Annotated in this window: 14 protein-coding genes; 2 read left to right on the top strand and 12 right to left on the bottom strand. The window is 67.3% G+C overall.

Translation table 11 applies throughout. From position 1 onward, the window contains the following. The 7 genes from AC1DYX_RS15485 to AC1DYX_RS15515 form a co-directional block, all read right to left on the bottom strand. Positions 1–1,593, bottom strand: a 1,593-nt coding sequence (locus AC1DYX_RS15485) for an MFS transporter (RefSeq protein WP_477260285.1), incomplete at its 3' end; no start/stop codon positions are given. Between the two features lie 166 nt (positions 1,594–1,759). Beyond that, positions 1,760–2,794, bottom strand: a complete 1,035-nt coding sequence (locus AC1DYX_RS15490; RefSeq protein ID WP_477260287.1) for an AbrB family transcriptional regulator — start codon at positions 2,792–2,794, stop codon at positions 1,760–1,762. Beyond that, positions 2,791–3,855 carry an ABC transporter ATP-binding protein gene (locus AC1DYX_RS15495; RefSeq protein WP_477260289.1) on the bottom strand — a complete coding sequence of 355 codons (1,065 nt, stop codon included), beginning with the start codon at positions 3,853–3,855 and terminating at the stop codon, positions 2,791–2,793. Before AC1DYX_RS15495 ends, AC1DYX_RS15490 begins: the two co-directional genes overlap by 4 nt. A gap of 18 nt (positions 3,856–3,873) precedes the next feature. After that, positions 3,874–5,688 (bottom strand): ABC transporter permease, encoded by a 1,815-nt coding sequence (locus tag AC1DYX_RS15500; protein WP_477260292.1) that lies wholly within the window; start codon positions 5,686–5,688, stop codon positions 3,874–3,876. Between the two features lie 30 nt (positions 5,689–5,718). After that, positions 5,719–6,810: an ABC transporter substrate-binding protein gene (locus tag AC1DYX_RS15505; protein ID WP_477260294.1), complete on the bottom strand. Its 1,092-nt coding sequence runs from the start codon at positions 6,808–6,810 to the stop codon at positions 5,719–5,721. Between the two features lie 22 nt (positions 6,811–6,832). Further along, a complete protein-coding gene (locus tag AC1DYX_RS15510) occupies positions 6,833–7,798 on the bottom strand; it encodes a tripartite tricarboxylate transporter substrate binding protein (protein ID WP_477260297.1) in 966 nt (321 codons plus the stop codon). 20 nt (positions 7,799–7,818) lie between these two features. Further along, positions 7,819–8,883, bottom strand: a complete 1,065-nt coding sequence (locus AC1DYX_RS15515) for a porin (RefSeq protein WP_477260299.1) — start codon at positions 8,881–8,883, stop codon at positions 7,819–7,821. A gap of 176 nt (positions 8,884–9,059) precedes the next feature. Here AC1DYX_RS15515 and AC1DYX_RS15520 point away from each other — a divergent pair, with 176 nt between their 5' ends. Together AC1DYX_RS15520 and AC1DYX_RS15525 are read left to right on the top strand one after the other, a co-directional pair. Continuing rightward, on the top strand, positions 9,060–9,758 hold the full coding sequence (locus tag AC1DYX_RS15520; RefSeq protein WP_477260301.1) for a response regulator: 699 nt from the start codon (positions 9,060–9,062) through the stop codon (positions 9,756–9,758). Between the two features lie 8 nt (positions 9,759–9,766). Then, positions 9,767–11,248 carry a sensor histidine kinase gene (locus tag AC1DYX_RS15525; RefSeq protein ID WP_477260303.1) on the top strand — a complete coding sequence of 494 codons (1,482 nt, stop codon included), beginning with the start codon at positions 9,767–9,769 and terminating at the stop codon, positions 11,246–11,248. 144 nt (positions 11,249–11,392) lie between these two features. Here the strand turns inward: AC1DYX_RS15525 and AC1DYX_RS15530 are convergent, their stop codons facing one another. From AC1DYX_RS15530 to AC1DYX_RS15550, 5 genes are all read right to left on the bottom strand, one after another. Beyond that, on the bottom strand, positions 11,393–12,742 hold the full coding sequence (locus tag AC1DYX_RS15530) for a sigma-54-dependent transcriptional regulator (RefSeq protein ID WP_477260305.1): 1,350 nt from the start codon (positions 12,740–12,742) through the stop codon (positions 11,393–11,395). 9 nt (positions 12,743–12,751) lie between these two features. Beyond that, positions 12,752–14,626, bottom strand: coding sequence for a sensor histidine kinase (locus AC1DYX_RS15535; RefSeq protein ID WP_477260307.1), 1,875 nt, complete (start codon positions 14,624–14,626; stop codon positions 12,752–12,754). 28 nt (positions 14,627–14,654) lie between these two features. Then, positions 14,655–15,650 carry a porin gene (locus tag AC1DYX_RS15540; protein ID WP_477260310.1) on the bottom strand — a complete coding sequence of 332 codons (996 nt, stop codon included), beginning with the start codon at positions 15,648–15,650 and terminating at the stop codon, positions 14,655–14,657. A 62-nt stretch (positions 15,651–15,712) separates the two neighbouring features. Continuing rightward, positions 15,713–16,984 (bottom strand): dicarboxylate/amino acid:cation symporter, encoded by a 1,272-nt coding sequence (locus tag AC1DYX_RS15545; protein WP_477260312.1) that lies wholly within the window; start codon positions 16,982–16,984, stop codon positions 15,713–15,715. 253 nt (positions 16,985–17,237) lie between these two features. After that, positions 17,238–17,513, bottom strand: a 276-nt coding sequence (locus AC1DYX_RS15550; RefSeq protein ID WP_477260314.1) for a hypothetical protein, incomplete at its 5' end; no start/stop codon positions are given.

Raw genomic sequence — 17,513 nt, forward strand, 5'->3', positions numbered from 1 at the left:
GTGCAGGGCTTGCGCGATGTCGACGAATGCCTTTTCCATCAGCCACGGATTTTCATGCGCCGGCGCGATCGGGATCGCTTTGCCGGTGCGGAAGATGAAGCCCAGCAGCGGCGTTTTGAAAATGCGGTGGTCCATCACGAAGCGGATCGGACGCGGGCTGGCGGCCATGATGACGATCGCGTCGACATAGCTCACGTGATTGCAGACGAGGACGGCGGCGCCCTCTTCCGGAATGCGCTCGACGTCCACGGTCGATACGCGGTGGATCGTGTGGATCAGCAGCCAGGCCAGGAAGCGCATCAGGAATTCCGGCACCAGCGAAAAGATGTAGATGGCGACGACGGCGTTCAGCAGCGCGGTCGTCAGGAACATCTCGGGGATCGTGAAGCCGCGCTTGATCAGGAAGATGGCCACGCCGGCCGACGCCACCATGAACAGCGCATTCAGGATGTTCATGCCGGCGATGGTGCGCGACACATGCTGCGGGTCGCAGCGCGTCTGGATCAGCGCGAACAGCGGCACGATGAAAAAGCCGCCGAACACGCCCAGCAGCAGGATGTCGGCCAGGATGCGGAGCGTGCCCGGCTGCGCCAGCACGCCGGCGAAATCGACCGGGGTCGTATTCGTGTAGCCGAGGCTGGCGAAATACAGGTCGATGCCGAACAGCGACAGGCCGATGGCGCCGAACGGCACGAGGCCGATCTCGACCTTGCGGCCCGACAGTTTTTCGCACAGCAGCGAGCCGGCGCCGATGCCCAGCGAAAAGATCGTCAGCAGCAGCACGAAGACGCTGTGGTCGCCGTGCAGGTAATCCTTGGCATACAGCGGGAATTGCGACAGCACGAGGGCGCCGTAGAACCAGAACCAGGAATTGCCCAGCATCGACAGGAACACGGTGCGGTTCTTTTTCGAGAACGCCAGGTTACGGACGGATTCGGCGACGAAGTTGGCGCTGATCTTCAAATACGGCGCGGGGGCCGGCGAGGCCGGGATGCGCCAACTCGTGACAAGGCCAAGCACGGCCACGGCCAGCGTCCCGAACGCGACCAGCTGCACGCCGGCGGCGCCGTGGCCGGCCAGGATCGCGCCCATCACCTCGCCCAGCAGGATGCCGACGAACGTGCCCATTTCGATGACGCCGTTGCCGCCCACGAGTTCTTCCGGTTTCAGGTGCTGCGGCAGGTAGGCGTATTTCATCGGGCCGAACAGCGTGGAATGGACGCCCATGCCGGCGATGGCGGCGACGAGCAGCCACAGTGTATGCGTCAGCCAGCCGAGGGCGGCGACGCCCATGATCGCGATCTCCAGCACCTTGACGATGCGCGCCAGCCGGCCCTTCTCGACCTTGTCCGCGATCTGGCCCGCCGTGGCCGAGAACACGACGTACGGCAGGATGAACAGGCCGGGAATCAGGTTGTTCAGCAGCGCGGGCGAGACCGTTGTCCACGCCCTCGCGTCATAGGTCAGCACGACCAGCAGCGCCGTCTTGAACACGTTGTCGTTGAAGGCGCCCAGGAACTGGGTCCAGAAGAACGGGCCGAAGCGGCGCTCGGTCAGCAGGGAAAACTGGCTGCGGTGGGTCGGGTGGCTCATGCTCGTCGAAGCGGGAATTGAACGAAGCGACAATCTACATCACAACCGGCACGTTGAACACAGGATGTTGCTGGGTGTGAATCAAAGGTCGTGGATTTCGCTACCCGCGCGGGCGGAAACCGCAACCCGGGACGTACCGGGTGCGGCCGGCGTCACCCGCGCCGGGTCACGCGCTCCGCGTCCACGCCCGATACAGCGGCCCGATCCCGAGCACGACGGCGACCATGCGCGCCACGTGGAACGCCGTCACGACGGGCACGCCCAAGTGCAGCACGCGCGCCATCAGCGCCATCTCCGCGATGCCGCCCGGCGACGTGGCCAGCACCATCGTCCCCGGATGCAGGCCCGTGATGCCCGCCACGCAGAACGCGAACAGGCCGGCCAGCAACAGGGTGACGAGCGTGCACGCGGCCACGCTGGCCAGGTAGCGCGGCGCCGTGTGCACGAATTGCGGGGTGAAACGCGTGCCGAGCGAGACGCCGATGAACAGCTGGCCCGTGCGGATCATCCATTCCGGCAGGCGCGAGAGCTGCACGCCGGCCGCCGTCAGCATCAGGGCGACGACCAGCGGACCGATCACCCAGGCGTTCGGCACCCGCAGGCGCTTCAGCATCAGGGCGGCGCAGGACGTCACGCCGATCAGCACGACGAGGCCGGCGGTGTCGACCCGGCCCGCGAGCGGCACGAAGGCGTCGAGGCCGGCGCCCCAGCCGTGCGCGGCGAACCAGCGCACTACGAACGGGATGCTGCCCACGACCATCATGATGCGCAGGCTGTGCGCGGCAGCCACCCTGTCGACGGCGGCGCCGTGGCGCTCGGCCTGCACGGCCATCTCGGACGCGCCGCCGACGGCCATCGCGAAGAAGGCCGTCGTCCCGTCACAGCCGGACAGCCGGCGCAGCAGCGCGCCGGCGGCCATGCCGAGGCAGACGGCGAAGGCGACGGCGAGCGCGATCCAGCCGAGGTTGCGCGCCAGCGCCGCCAGCACGGGTGCGCTGAAGTACAGGCCCAGCGCGGTGCCGATGGCCCACTGCCCCGCCTCGCGCGCCTGCACGGGGGCCCCCAGCCGCGCGCCCAGCATGCAGGCGATGGCCGTCGAGAACAGCGGACCGATCATCCACGGCAGCGGCGTATCGAGGGCGATGCACAGCTGCGCGGCCAGGAATGCCAGCGCGAGCGCCGGCAGGAAGGCTTTTATCAAAACACCCAGAGCTTCTCGGCGGGCATCTCGAGCCAGTACTGGCCCGGGTCGATGCGGTACTTGGAGTACGCGCGCACGTTCGCGTCGCCTTGCTTGAACAGGCATTCCCAGCGGTCGCCCAGGTACATGCACGTGGACAGCGGCAACTGGATGCCGTTGTCGACGGGCGTGCGGCCGATGCGCACTTCTTCCACGCGGATCAGCGCGGTGCCGTCCGCGTCGGGGATGGTGCCGCGGGCCGTCGCGTTCAGCGCCATGCCCTCCACCTGCACGCGCGCCGCGCCGCCGTTGCGGGCCACCACGCGCGCCGGCAGGCGGTTGTTACTGCCCATGAATTCCGCAGTGAACAGCGTGTCCGGCGTTTCGTACATCGATTGCGGCGTGCCCTGCTGCTCGATCTTGCCGTTGTTGAGCAGGAGGATGCGGTCGGAGATCGCCATCGCCTCGGCCTGGTCGTGCGTGACCATCAGCGCGGAGAGGCCCAGGCGCACGATCAGCTCGCGCAGGAAGGCGCGGGCTTCCTCGCGCAGCTTGGCGTCCAGGTTCGACAGCGGTTCGTCGAGCAGGATCACGGGCGGGTTGTAGACCAGCGCGCGGGCGATCGCCACGCGCTGCTGCTGGCCGCCCGAGAGCTGGTGCGGGAAGCGTTCGCCCAGGTGGCCGAGGCCCAGTTGCGCGAGCACCTCGCGCACCTTCGGCTCGATGTCGCGCGCGGCCATCTTGCGCAGCTTGAGGCCGTAGGCGACATTGTCGAACACGGTCTTGTGCGGCCACAGCGCATACGACTGGAACACGAGGCCCAGGTTGCGCGCCTCGGCCGGCAGTTCGAGCTTCTTGCTGCCGTCGAAGACGCGGCGTTCGCCGATGTCGATCGTGCCCGACTTCGGGCTCTCCAGGCCCGCGACGGCGCGCAGCAGCGTGGTCTTGCCGCTGCCCGAGGGGCCCAGCAGCGCCACGACTTCGCCGCGCTGCAGATGCATCGACACGCCTTTCAGGATCGGGTTGGCGGTGGCGCCATGGCCGTAGTCGAGGTGCAGGTCGTTGACGGTCAAAACGTTCATGATGTTGTCTCGCATGATTTAGTTGTGCAACTTGACGCCGAAGCGGAGGGCGATGCCCAAACCGATGGCCACGAGCGTGATGTTGATGAACGAGAGCGCGGCCACGAGGTCCGTCGAGCCGCCGGCCCACAGCGACACGAGCATCGCGCCGATCACCTCGGTGCCGGGCGACAGCAGGTACACGCCCGTCGAGTACTCGCGTTCGAAGATCAGGAACACCATCAGCCAGGCGCCCAGCATGCCGAACTTGATCAGCGGGAGCGTCACGTCGCGGGTGACCCGGCCGCGGCTCGCGCCCACGGCACGTGCCGCCTCTTCCAGTTCCGGGCCCACCTGCAGCAGCGACGTCGAGACGAGGCGCATGCCATATGCGAGCCACACGACGGAATATGCGAGCCACAGTGCGAAGATCGTCGAGCGCAGCTGGCGCAGTTGCGGGATGAAGTGCTCGGACAGCCAGGCGGCCACCGGGTTGTTCAGGCCCTGCAGGAGGCCGTCCAGCCAGCTCGGCACGAACAGGAACACCCACAGGAACGACAGGCCGGCCAGCAGGCCCGGCACGGCGCGCGGCACGAGCACGCTGTAGTCCAGCAGGCGCGTGACGCCGTCGGCCTTGCGGTGCATCGCCAGGGCGATCGCCGTGTAGCAGGCGACGGCCAGCGCGCCGCCGATCACGCCGATCAGCACGGTGTTGAGGATGCCGCGCACGAGCGACGGCTGTTCGAAGATGTCGCGGAAGTGCTGCAGGGTGAGCACGTCGGCGAGCTTCACGCCTTCGCCCCAGTACTGCACGAACGAACGCAGCACGATGCCTGAGATCGGGAGCACGATGGTGACGAGGATCCAGGCGCCCAGCAGGCCCAAGGCCATCCACTTCCACTTGCCCAGCGCGAGCGGCTTCTGGCGCGCGCCCTTGCCCTTGATCGACACGTATTTGTTGGCCGACTTCAGGAGCCAGCGCTGCAGCATCACGAGCGGCATCGTCACGGCCACGAGGCAGACGGCGACGGCGGCCATCAGGTGGTACGACGGCGTGCCCAGTTTATTGGTCAGCTTGTACAGGTAGGTGGCCAGCACGAGATGGCCTTCCGGATCGCCCAGCACGAGCACGAGGCCGAACACTTCGAAGCCGAGGAAGAACACGAGCACGCCGGCATACGCGAGGGCCGGCATGATCATCGGCAGCGACACGTTGAACATCACCTGCCACGGCGAGGCGCCCGAGACGCGCGCCGCTTCCTCCACGTCGGAGCCGAGGCTCTTCAGCGCGGACGAGGCGTACAGGTACACGTGCGGCACGTGCGTGAGGCCGGCGATGACGACGATGCTCGTGAACGAATACACGTTCCACGGGATGAAGCCCAGCAGGTCGTGCGCCCACGTCGAGTAGAAGCCCACGGGGCCCATCGAGACGACGTAGCCGAAGCCCATCACCATCGGCGACACGAAGATCGGCACGAGCAGCAGCGGCGCGATCCAGCCGCGGCCCGGCAGGTCGGTGCGCACCATCAGGAACGCGAGCATGCCGCCCAGCGGCACGGCGATGGCGGCCAGGCCGGCGGCCAGCAGCAGGCCGTTCTTGAACGCGAGCCAGAAGTCCGCATCGTCGAAGATGAAGCGGAACGCGTCCAGGCCGAGCGCCTTGTCCGGCATGAAGAACGGCGCCGTCAGGAAGCTCTGGTAAAAGACGAGGAACAGCGGCACGAAGATGGCCACGCAGGTGAGCAGGACGACGATGGCACGCGTCCAGTTCACACGCGGCGTGCGCACGGCGGGCAGGCCGCCGGCGCCGTTTTCGCCCTTGGTTTCCAGCGGCATGGTTGAAGTAGACATGGGAGTATCCGATCGGAGGCCGTGACAGGCTTACTTCTTGCCGGCGGTGGCTTTCCACTCTTTCAGGAAGGCCATGCGGATGGCCGGATCCAGGTATTCCGCGACGGCCGGGCTGACGGGCAGCGGCTTGACGTTCTTTTCGCCGACCATCTTGATCAGGTCACTCGACGTCGTCTCGCCCGTGACGTCGGCGCGGATCGCATACAGCTTGGCGCCATTGGCGACGACGGTCTGGCCGCGCTGCGACAGCAGGTAGTCCGTCCACAGCTTGGCCGCGTTCGGGTGCTTGGCCTGCTTGTTGATGAAGTGGACGCGCGAGATGATCAGGGTGTAATCCTTCGGCAGCACGACGCCCAGCGACGGATCGGTCTTGGCACGCACCAGGGCGTAGGAACCGAGCACGTTGTAGCCGATCAGGTTCTCGCCCGACGAGATACGTTCCAGCATGGTGCCGGTCGACGACTGCACGCGCACCTTGGCCGCGCCGAATGCCTGTTCCAGCTGCTTGTACTGCGGGAAGTCTTTTTCGTCCTGGGTCATGAACATGAAGCCGACGCCGGATTTCTCGATGTCGTACGTGGTGACCTTGTCCTGGAACTTGGGCTGCTGGATGATGCGCACGAAGTCGGCGTGGGTCTGCGGGACTTCTTCCGGTTTCAGCAGGCGCTTGTTGTAGACGAAGGCGGCCGGCTCGAACGTGGTGCCGTAGGCCATGTCCTTGTACACGGCCCAGGCGGGGAGCTTTTGCGCCTCGACCGATTTATAGGTCAGCGCATGGCCGCCCGCGACGAGCTTCATCTGCAGGTCCATCGCCGAGGACCACATCACGTCGGCCGTGTCGCCGCCGGCGGCGTTCTCGGAGATGAAGCGGTTGTACACCTCGGTCGAGTTCATGTCGTTGTACTCGACGCTGATGTTGGGGTACAGCGCGTTGAAATCCTTGATCAGCGGCGCGGCGGCCTTGCTGTCGGTGGCGCCGTAGATCACCAGCTTGCCTTCCTTCTTCGCGGCGTCGACCATCTGCTGGTAGTTGGCGGGATAGCCCGTCGGCACCTGTGCCAGCACGGGTGCGGTCAGTGCGAAGGCGGCGGCGGTGGCAATCAGGGTAGTCTTGATGTTCATGTTTATGTCTCCTAGGGTGTTGTCAGTGCTCGCGAACCAGATTGAATTCCCTGGCCTGTCTGTTGTAATCGTTGATGGCCTGCCCGACCCAGCGCGTCAGCGCATCGCCCGTGAGCGAGAACGGGTACAGGCCGGAGGCGGCGCGCAAATGCGCGAATTCGGGTGTCTGTTGCACGCGGGCGAAGGCGTCGACCCAGCGGCGGTAGTCGGCATCGGATACGCCGGGGCCCATCCACAGGCCGCGGATCACGGGCCAGACGACGTCGTAGCCCTGCTCGCGCGCCGTGGGCACCGCGGCGAGCACCCCGGGCAGGCGGTGTTCGGCCAGCACGGCCAGCACGCGCACCTTGCCGTGGTCGGCGTACAGCGCCGCTTCCGACGCGTCGCCCGAGATCACCTGCACGTAGCTGGCGTTCATCGCCGTGAACGTCTCGCCGCCGCCTTCCAGCGCGACGAAGCGCAGGCGGCGCGGTTCGATGCCGGCGCGACGCGCCAGCAGCGCCACCTTCATCCAGTCCTGGCTGCCGATCGTGCCGGACACGCCCACCAGCACCTGTTGCGGATCGCGCCGGATGGCGTCGAGCAGTTCGCCGAGGGTGCGCCAGGGCGAATCGGCGCGCACGGCGATCATGCCGTAGTCGACGCCGAGCGCCGCGACCCAGCGCACGTCGGCCGCATTGGCCTTGCCGAACTTGCCCTCGGCGAGGTTCAGCAGCGAGCCGCCGGAGAACGCTACGAGAGTGTCGGGTTCGGCGCGCCGCTGCGACACGAGCGTGTGCCACGCGACGGCGCCGATCCCGCCCGGCAGGTAGGCCAGTTTCAACCGGCTGTCCGGCAAGGCCTTCTGGGCCAGCTTGCAGGTCAGGTCCATGGCGCCGCCGGGTTTCGACGGCACCACGCATTCGGCCCCGGCGTTGGCCGCGGCCGCGTTGGTCAGTCCACCTGCGAAAACAGTCGCGGCGAACAGGGTCTGGATGGCGCGCTTCATGATCTGCGGCCGCGGGTCGGTCAGAACCGGTGCTGGATGCCGGCGGTGACGCCGGTCTGCGTCGACGCGAAGCCCGGGTCGTCGCGCGACAGGCCCACCAGCTGGCCGTGGTCGGCCTTGGCGTGCGCCGCCGACACGTACAGCCAGGTGCGCTTGGACAGCGAGTACATGGCGCGCGCCACGAGCATCGTCGGATCGGCGTCCTTGTCCGTCGGCAGGTTCTTCGTGTTGACATGGTAGACGGCGCCGGTCAGCGTCCACGGATAGACCTCGTAGGTCACGCCGCCCCAGTAGGTGTCGCCGCGCACGTCCGCCGTGGCGGCCTTGCCGGCCACCAGCTTGTAGCCGCGCATGCCGGCCTGGTAGCGCATCGGTCCGGCCTTGTATTCGGCGCCGAGGTGGAAGGCCGTCGTCTTGTCGCGGTTGCCGGTGGCGGCGACCGTGTTGCCGTTGACCTGCTCGTAAGCGGCCATCAGGCCGATGCCGTTTGCGATCCACGAACCGCCGACGGCATACTTGCGGCCATCCGCGTTGTTGCCCGCCTGTTCGCCCAGGCCGACGGTGGCGCCGTAGGTGAAGCCGCCGGTTTTGCCGGTGTACTTGATCAGGTTGTCGAACGCGGTCGTCATGCCGTATTTCGACGGGCCGGTGGCGTTGCCGCTCGTCGCCCACGAATAGTTCGGGGCGAAGCCCATCGGATCGAACTTGATGACAAGATCATAAGTCGTCGTGAACGAGCGGCCGAGCACGACCTGGCCGAAGGCGCCTTCGAGGCCGACGTTGGCCTGGCGCTTGAACAGGTTGCCGTCCTGGGCCCCGGTGTCCATCAGGATGCCGCCTTCGAGGTTGAAGATGGCTTTCAGGCCGTTGCCCAGGTCTTCGCTGCCGCGGAAGCCCCAGCGCGACGTGTTCTTGCCGCCCGAGATCACGCGCACCTGGCTGCCGTCGTTGGCGGCGGCGTGGTTCACGTATTCGACGCCGGCGTCGACGATGCCGTAGAACTGGACATTGGTCTGTGCGGATGCGTTCGAGGCGTTCAGGGAAAGCGCTGCCAGGACGGCGAGCGCGAGGGCCGATTTCTTCATGGTGTCTCCGTTGTTGTCATCAATGCGGTCAAGTGCCGCTTCGTGAAACCAAGGATAGGTCCGCTTACCTTTCAATCAGCTTTCACTCAAGCTTTCACCACACCTATTGTGGAAACCACGTAGCGCCGGCCACGCAACGCTTTCYGCCGCGCCGGCTTTGCGCGTACACTGGCGCGATGCGAATCCTGTTAGTCGAAGACCATGTCGAGCTGTCGCACTGGGTGTCGAAAGCCCTGCGCGACGCGAATCTCACCGTCGAATGCGCGGCCACGGGCGCCGACGCCGACGCCCTGCTGCACACCCAGGACTATGCGCTCGTGATCCTCGATCTCACGCTGCCGCGCATGGACGGCCTGGAGGTGCTGCGCCGCCTGCGCGCCCGCGGCGGCACGCGCGGCCGCACGCCCGTGCTGATCCTGACCGCGCGCGGCGGCCTGGAAGAACGCGTACAGGGCCTGAACCTGGGCGCCGACGATTACCTCGCCAAGCCGTTCGAGCTGGCGGAACTGGAAGCGCGGGTGAAGGCATTGTTGCGGCGCAGCGTAGGCAACGAGGCCCTCGTGCACCGCTGCGGCCAGCTCAGTTTCGACACCGTCGCACGCATGTTCACCTATTGCGGCGAGCCGCTGGCGCTGACGCCGCGCGAGCACGCCGTGCTGGAGGCGCTGATCTCGCGCCCGGGCCGGGCCGTGCCGAAGGAAAAGCTGTTCGACGAAGTGTTCGCGCTGGACGACGAGGCCAACCTCGACGCCATCGAGCTGTACATCCACCGCGTGCGCAAGAAGCTCGACAAGCGCCCGGACGGCGGCGCCGCCATCGCCACCCTGCGCGGCATCGGCTACCTGCTGCAGGAACGGCCGCCCGCCGCGTCCTGATCGTCGCGATGCCCCCGTTCTCCGCCGCATCCCCGCTGCTGGCCCGCCTGTGGCCGCGCCGGCGCGTTGCCGGAGACGATACCCCCGTCCCGCTGGGCAGCCTGCGCGGACAGCTGCTGCGCTGGCTGATCATCCCCCTCGTGATCCTCGTGGCGGTCAACGCCGTGTCGCTGTACCGCGACGCGCTCGACGCCGCCGACATTGCTTACGACCGCTCGCTGCTCGCGTCCACGCGCGCGCTGGCGGAGCGCGTGTCGGTCCGCGACGGCAAGGTCGTGGCGGACGTGCCCTACGTGGCGCTGGACAGCTTCGAGACGGACACGCTGGGCCGCATCTTCTACCGCGTGGGCGGGCTGCATGGCGAGACGGTGTCCGGCTACGACGACCTGCCGCCGGTGCCGAAGGACACGCCGCGCTCGGAACTGTATCCGGCTCTGGTGCGCTTCTACCACGCCGACTACAACGGCGAGCCGGTGCGCATCGCCGCCCTGCTGCAACCCGTGTACGACGATTCCATGCGCGGCATCGCGCTGATCCAGGTGGGCGAGACGCTGGACGCGCGCCGAGCGCTGTCGCGCCGCATCCTGGTCAACACCTTGTGGCGCCAGGCGCTGCTCGTGCTCGCGGTGGCCACGCTCGTGTGGTTCGCCGTGCGCCTCGTGCTGCAGCCGCTGATGCGCCTGAAACAGGTCGTGGAGACGCGCGCGATCTCCGACCTGTCCGACCTCGACGAGACCCTCGTCCACCGCGAGGTGCGCCCGCTGGTGGCGGCGATGAACGGCACGATGGCGCGGATGCAGAACCTGATCGCCAGCCAGCGCCGCTTCATCGCCGACGCCTCGCACCAGCTGCGCACGCCGCTGACGGTGCTGAAGACGCAGGCCGAGCTGGCCCTGCGCGAAAACGACCCGGCCGCGATGCAGGCCATCGTGCGCTCGATCGCGGCGACGACGGATTCGACGGTGCACCTCGCGAACCGCCTCCTGACGCTCGCGCGCATCGAGCATGGCGGCGCGAACGCCGTACTGGCACCGGTGCCGGTGGCCGAGGTGGCGCGCCAGGTGGGGCTGGAACTCGCGCTGCCGGCCGTCCAGAAAGGCATCGACCTGGCGCTGGAAGCGGACGCGGACGACGCGACGACGATCGCCGGCCAGGCCCTGCTGCTGCACGAACTGGTGAGCAACCTCGTCGACAACGCGATCCGCTACACGCCGCCGGGCGGCACGGTGCTCGCGCGCGTGCGCCGGCGCGGCGAGGCCGTCGTGCTCGACGTGCAGGACAGCGGACCGGGGCTCGATCCGGCCGAATACGACAAGGTATTCATGCCCTTCTATCGCGCCGCGGCCGCGCTGGAGACCAACCCGGGCGGCACGGGGCTCGGTCTTGCCATCGTGCGCGACATCGCCACGGTGCATGGGGCGACGCTGGCGCTGAATCCGGCGGACGGGGGCCGTGGATTGAAGGTCACCGTCACGTTCGCGGCACGGTGACGCTGCGGGCATGCATGCAAACGTGGGCACGGGGTGCCCACCCTACGATGTCCGAATTGCCACGATATCCGAATTATCACGATATCCGCATTGCCGTAGGGTGGGCACCCTGTGCCCACGCGTAACGTTTGCGTTACACCAACGTCACCGATAGTCGTCCGGCGTCAGCCCGTACTTCTGCATCTTGTAATACAAGGTCTGCTTCGGCACGCCCAACACCGCGCTGACGTCGACGATGCTCCCCGCCGCCCGGCGCAGCTCCTGTTCGATGACGGCCCGCTCGAAGGCCCCCACCTGGTCGGCCAGCGGCACCGGCGCCGCGTTGCGCGCCGCCAGCAGGCCGTCCGCGCCGCTGGCCAGGCCCAGCACGAAGCGCTCGGCGATGTTGCGCAGCTCGCGCACGTTGCCGGGCCAGTCGTGCGCCATCAGCGATTGCATCAGCGGTCCCGGCACCGTGGGTGCGCCGCGCTTGTAGCGCGCCGCCGCGCCCAGCATGAAGTGCTCGAACAGCAGCGGGATGTCCTCGCGCCGCTCGCGCAGGGGCGGCAGGTTCAGCACGATCAAATTCAGCCGGTAGTACAAATCGCTGCGGAATTTCCCCTGGTCCGACCATTCCTTCAGGTCGACCTTGGCGGCAGCGATCACGCGCACGTCCACCGGTACCAGGTTGTTCGACCCGAGCCGCTCGACGTAGCGCTCCTGCAGCACGCGCAGCATCTTGACCTGCAGCGACATCGGCATGCTTTCGATCTCGTCGAGGAACAGCGAGCCCTTGTGGGCGTGTTCGATCTTGCCGATCTGCCGCTTGGCCGCGCCCGTGAACGCGCCCGCTTCGTGGCCGAATACCTCGCTTTCGAAGATGTTTTCCGGGATCGCGCCGCAATTCAGCGCGACGAAGTTGTGCGCGCGGCGGCTGCTGAACTGGTGCAGGCAGCGCGCGACGAGCTCCTTGCCGGTGCCGGTCTCGCCGTAGATCAGCACGTCGGCCGATTCGTCGGCCAGGTCCAGGATCAGGCGGCGCAGGTCGCGCATCGCGGCCGAATCGCCCAGCAGCATCGCTTCGATGCCCTCGCCGTTCGCGATGCGGTGCCGCAGCGCGGCCACTTCCAGCATCAGGCGCCGCGTTTCCAGCGCCCGCTGCACGGCCTCGACCAGCTGTTCCGACGAATACGGCTTGGCGATGAAATCGTAGGCGCCGTCGCGCATCGCGCCCACCGCCATCGAGATGTCGCCGTGGCCCGTCACCAGGATCACCGGCACCTGCGCGTCGATGGCCCTGACGGCGGCCATCAGTTCGATCCCGCTCATGCCGGGCAGGCGCACGTCGCTGACGACGACGACGGCGAAACCCGGCCCCACCTGCGCCAGCGCCGGCTCGGCCGCGTCGAACGCCTCGACCGTAAAACCGGCCAGGTCGAGCGCCTGTGCGCTGCCGGCACGGACGGTGGGGTCGTCTTCGACGAGCAGGACTTTCATGGATTCATACTCTGACATTATTTTCTCCTACTTCGCCCGTGGCAGATCGATGATAAACCGGGCGCCGCCGCCGGGCGGCGATTCGGCCCGCAACTGGCCGCCGAACTCGCGCACGATCTGCTCGGAGATGGCCAGCCCCAGGCCCAGCCCCTTGCCCTGCGGCTTGGTGGTAAAGAACGGTTCGAACAACTGCGCGCGGTTTTCTTCGGGGATGCCGGGACCGCTGTCGGTCACGGTGATCAGCACCCGGTCGCCGTCGCGCGCGGCATCGACGACGAGTTCGCGCGGCGTGCTGGCGGCCATCTCCATCGCGTCGAGCGCGTTGCTGAACAGGTTCACGAGCACCTGCTGCAGCCGGTTGCTGTCGCACAGCGCATACAAGTCACGGGGATGCGTCGCCATGCGGAAGCTGACGCGCTCCTGCGCGATGCGGCGCTCGACGAGGAATAGCGCGGCCGTGACGACGTCCGCCACCGGCACCGCGCTCAGCAGGGCGTCGGCCTTGCGCGCGAACTGGCGCAACTGCCCGGTCAACAGGCCCATGCGCTCGACCAGTTGCGAGATCGTGGCCAGGTTGGCGCGCGCGTCGTCGAGACGGCCGCGCTCGATCAGCACGCGGGCATTGTCCGACATCGTGCGCAGCGCCGTCAGCGGCTGGTTCAGTTCGTGCGTGATGCCGGCAGACAATTGCCCCAGCACGGCCATCTTGCCTGCCTGGACCAGCTCGCTCTGCGTCTTGCGCAATTGCTCCTCGGTCTGGCGGCGCACGAGGTTTTCGTCGCGCAGGTCGCGCGTGGTCTGCTCCAGGCTGGCGGTCCGCTCGGCCACCAGTTGTTCCAGCTGATCATAGGCGCGCTGCAACTCCTCGCGTGCGCGCAGGCGCTGCCGGCCGAGGCGATGGCGCTGGCGCGCATACAGCACCAGCATGACCGCCAGCGCTTCCGACAGCAAGGTCAGCAGGGCCGCGGCACGGGCGCTGGCGCGGGCCGGCGCAAGGTCGGACAGATAGACCATGCGCCAGTTGCGCTCGACCAGCGAACGCGACTGGCTCAGCATGGGCCGCCCCGCGGCGGGCGGCGGCCCGATGACGATGCGGGCGCCGGCGCCCGTCGCGCGCACTTCGCGCAGGCCCAGCGGCGTGAGCGGATGGGAGTAATACTGGCGCGATTGTTCCAGTTCCCTGCGCACGGCCGGCGTCAGCGGGGCCAGCGTGTGGTATTTCCATTCGGGCACCGAGCTGAGAAACACCACGCCATGCGCATCGGTCAGCAGCGCCTTGCCGCCGGCGTCGGTCTCGGCCCAGTTGCGCTCCAGGCTTTCGATGTTGACCTTGACGGTCGCCACGCCCAGCATGCGGCCGTCGTGATAAATGCCGCGCGCAAAATAATAGCCGGGCTCGCCCCGCGTGGTGCCGACGCCGTAGAAGCCGCCGGGCGCGCCCCGCAGCGCGTCGCGCACATAGGGCCGGAAGGCGATGTTGTCGCCGACAAAACTGTCAGGCTCGCGCCAGTTGCTGGCGGCCTGCGTCACGCCCTGCAGGTTGACGATGTAGATGGTGGTCGACCTGGCCAGGCGGTTGACCCGCTCCAGATAGGTGTTGACCTCGGTCCGCAGCGCCTCGTCGCCGGGCCGGTTCAGCAGCGCGACGATGTCCTTGTTCAGTTCGAAGGTGCCGGGCAGGAAATCGTATTTGGACAGCAGGTGTTCCAGGCTGCCCGCGTAGGTGTCAAGCCGCTGCGCCCCGGAAAGCCGCAGCCGCTCGATCGCGGCATCCTCGGCATAGCGGTAAACCACGGCGGCCAGCGCCAGGCAAGCCAGCAGCAGCACGCCCCACGACGCCAGCCGCCGGCGCGGCCAGCGGCCGGCCGGGCGCGGGTTGACGATGGGATCGGCTGCTGGCATGACGGTCCGTAAGATTTAACTCCCGCAATTAAAACACATGACGCACCCCAATGTTTACGCCGGTGGTGCCGGACCCGGCAACGGTGGCGTCGCCGACCGTGTACGCGGCGCCGTCGCGGTTGACGATGTGGCCGTAGGCGGCGTACAGGTCGGTACGCTTGCTGAGACCGTACTCGTAGCCGATCGCGGCCTGGCGGGCACGCGCGTCACGGCCGAAATCGTCGCGGTGGAGCACCACCGAGGCCAGCACCCGGCCCGGGCCGGCCTGCACGCTCATGCCCAGCAGCGCATCCCGGCTGGGCTGACCCAGCACGTCGCGATTGCGCGCATAGGCCGCGTGGGCGGTGACCACGCCGAAGCGGTAACGGCCGGCCAGCAGGGTGCTGCGGCTGTGCGCCATGCCCGTCGTATCGTTCTGCACGTGATGCGCCAGCACCAGGGTCAGCGGACCGCCCTCGTAGGTGGCGGTCCCGTCGATGGTGCGGTTCTTCGCGGCATCGCCGGCGGCCTCGCCGAGGCCGTACAGTACCTCGGCCGAGATCCCGTTCCACTTGGGCGTCTGGTAATCGACCGCGTTGTCGATCCGGGTAAAGCCCGGGAAGATGTTTTGCACATTGCCCGCCAGGCCCGTGCAGAACGGGTCGACGATGTCGCGCATGGCCTTGAAGTACGGTGCGTACTGGCGGCCCAGGCTGATCGAACCGGCCGCGCCGGACAGGCCCACGAGGGCCTGGCGGCCGAACAGCAGCCCGCCCTGCCCCGCCTTGCCGGTATCCATGTTGTAGCCGTTTTCCAGGACGAAGAAGGCGCTCATGCCGTCGCCGAGGTCTTCCTTGCCCTTGAAGCCCAGCCGCGAGCCGGACGCGACGCCGCTGCCGACCCGGTTGACCCGGCCGTCCGGACCGCCGCTTTCCAGCACGATGCCGGCATCGGCGACACCGTAGACTTTCACGAACGATTGCGCCTGGGCGCAGGAAGCGGTCAGGCCGAGCGCGCACGCGGCGGCGATAAGATGATATTTCAAGCAAGTCTCCGTGGTTTATTGGAATGTGAATCGGCAAATCGGTAAATCGGGCAGGTGGACCATCAGCCGGCATGCGCGGCGACCGGCACAACCTGTTGCGGCGACGTCTCCAGTGCGTCTTCCCAGTTGGCGACGACGGCCGTGGCGATGGCGTTGCCGACGGCATTGGTGGCCGAACGGCCCATGTCGAGGAACTGGTCGATGCCCATCAGCAGCAGCAGGCCGGCTTCGGGGATGTGGAACTGGTTGAGGGTGGCGGCGATCACGACCAGCGACGCGCGCGGCACGCCGGCCATGCCCTTCGAGGTCAGCATCAGCAACAGCAGCATGGTGATCTGCGTGCCCAGCGACAGGTCGATGCCGTAGGCCTGGGTGATGAACAGCACGGCGAAGGTGCAGTACATCATCGAGCCATCCAGATTGAAGGAATAGCCCATCGGCAGCACGAAACTGGAAATCTTGCGCTGTACGCCGAACTGGTCCAGCGCCATCAGCAGCTTGGGATACGCGGCTTCCGAGCTGGCGGTCGAAAAGGCCAGCAGGAACGGTTCGCGGATCAGCACCAGCAGGCGCAGCACGCGCTTGCCGATGAACAGGGAGCCGCCCAGGATCAGCAGCAGCCACAGGCATGCGAGGCCGAGGTAGAAGCCGCCCATGAACTTGGCGAACGTGAGCAGGATGCCCAGGCCATTGGTGGTGATGACGGAAGCCATTGCCGCGAACACGGCCAGCGGGGCCAGGTTCATGATGACGCCGGTAATGCGCAGCATGACCTGCGCCAGCTGGTCGATCACGGCGGTGAGGCCGGACGCCGACTGGCCCAGCGCACCGAGCGCGCCGCCGAAGAACAGGGAGAACACGAGCACCTGCAGGATCTCGTTGTTGGCCATCGCCTCGATCGGCGACTTCGGCACCAGGTGGGTGACGAAGTCCTTCAGGGTGAACGCGGTCGTCTTGAGGCCGGTGGCGGCATCGACCGGGGGCAGCGGCAGGTTGAGGTGGCTCCCCAGCTGCATCAGGTTGGACAACACCATGCCCAGGCTCAGCGAGATCAGCGAGGCGATCACGAACCAGCTCATGGCCTTGATGCCGATGCGGCCGGCGGCGCGGCCGTCGCCCATGTGGGCGATGCCGACCGTGAGCGTCGAGAAGACCAGCAGCGAAATGATCATCTTGATCAGCCGCAGGAACACATCGGTGACGATGGAAATATGTGCCGCGATGTCGGCACTGATCTTCTTGTCGGCGATGGTTTCATGGCAACCGTAGCCAACTGCGGCGCCCAGTACCATCGCGATCAGGATGTACAGGGTCAGGGGACGTGTCTTCTTCACTTTGTTCTCCAAGAATCGCGGTGCCTGCTGACGCCGCGTGTTGTCATGACCCGGCGGGTACCGGGTGTACGCACAACAGCAATACACATGCCAGAGCGTGCGCCGGCACACCGATGCGCCAACTGCCTGATTTGCAATGGGTTTATTTAGGGAAACATGCTGGAAGCAGCGCCCGGCGTCCAATAATCCGGATGGGTCGGGCGTGCCCCGTATGAAAAACTGGAAGAGGCCGCGCGCGGGCGGCCTCGATGGCTTACTGGGACAGGGATTTCAGGCCTTTGCCCAGTTCTTCGATGACGGCGTTCTTCGACTGGTTGACGGCGATCTGGTTCTGGATCCGGGCCAGCGCATCCTGCGCGGCCATGGTGGCGAGCGCCGTTGCCTGCATGGCCGCGATGTCGCCGCCGTGTGCCGGTGGCGCAGGCGTCGCGCGCGGCGGCGGACGCAGCTGCCGCGGCACCGCGCCTGCGCCTCCCGTACTGCCGGCACGCGCAGCCGGTGCCAGTTGGGCCAGCGGCCCGGAGACGGC

Source organism: Massilia sp. P2_C2 (assembly GCF_056404615.1).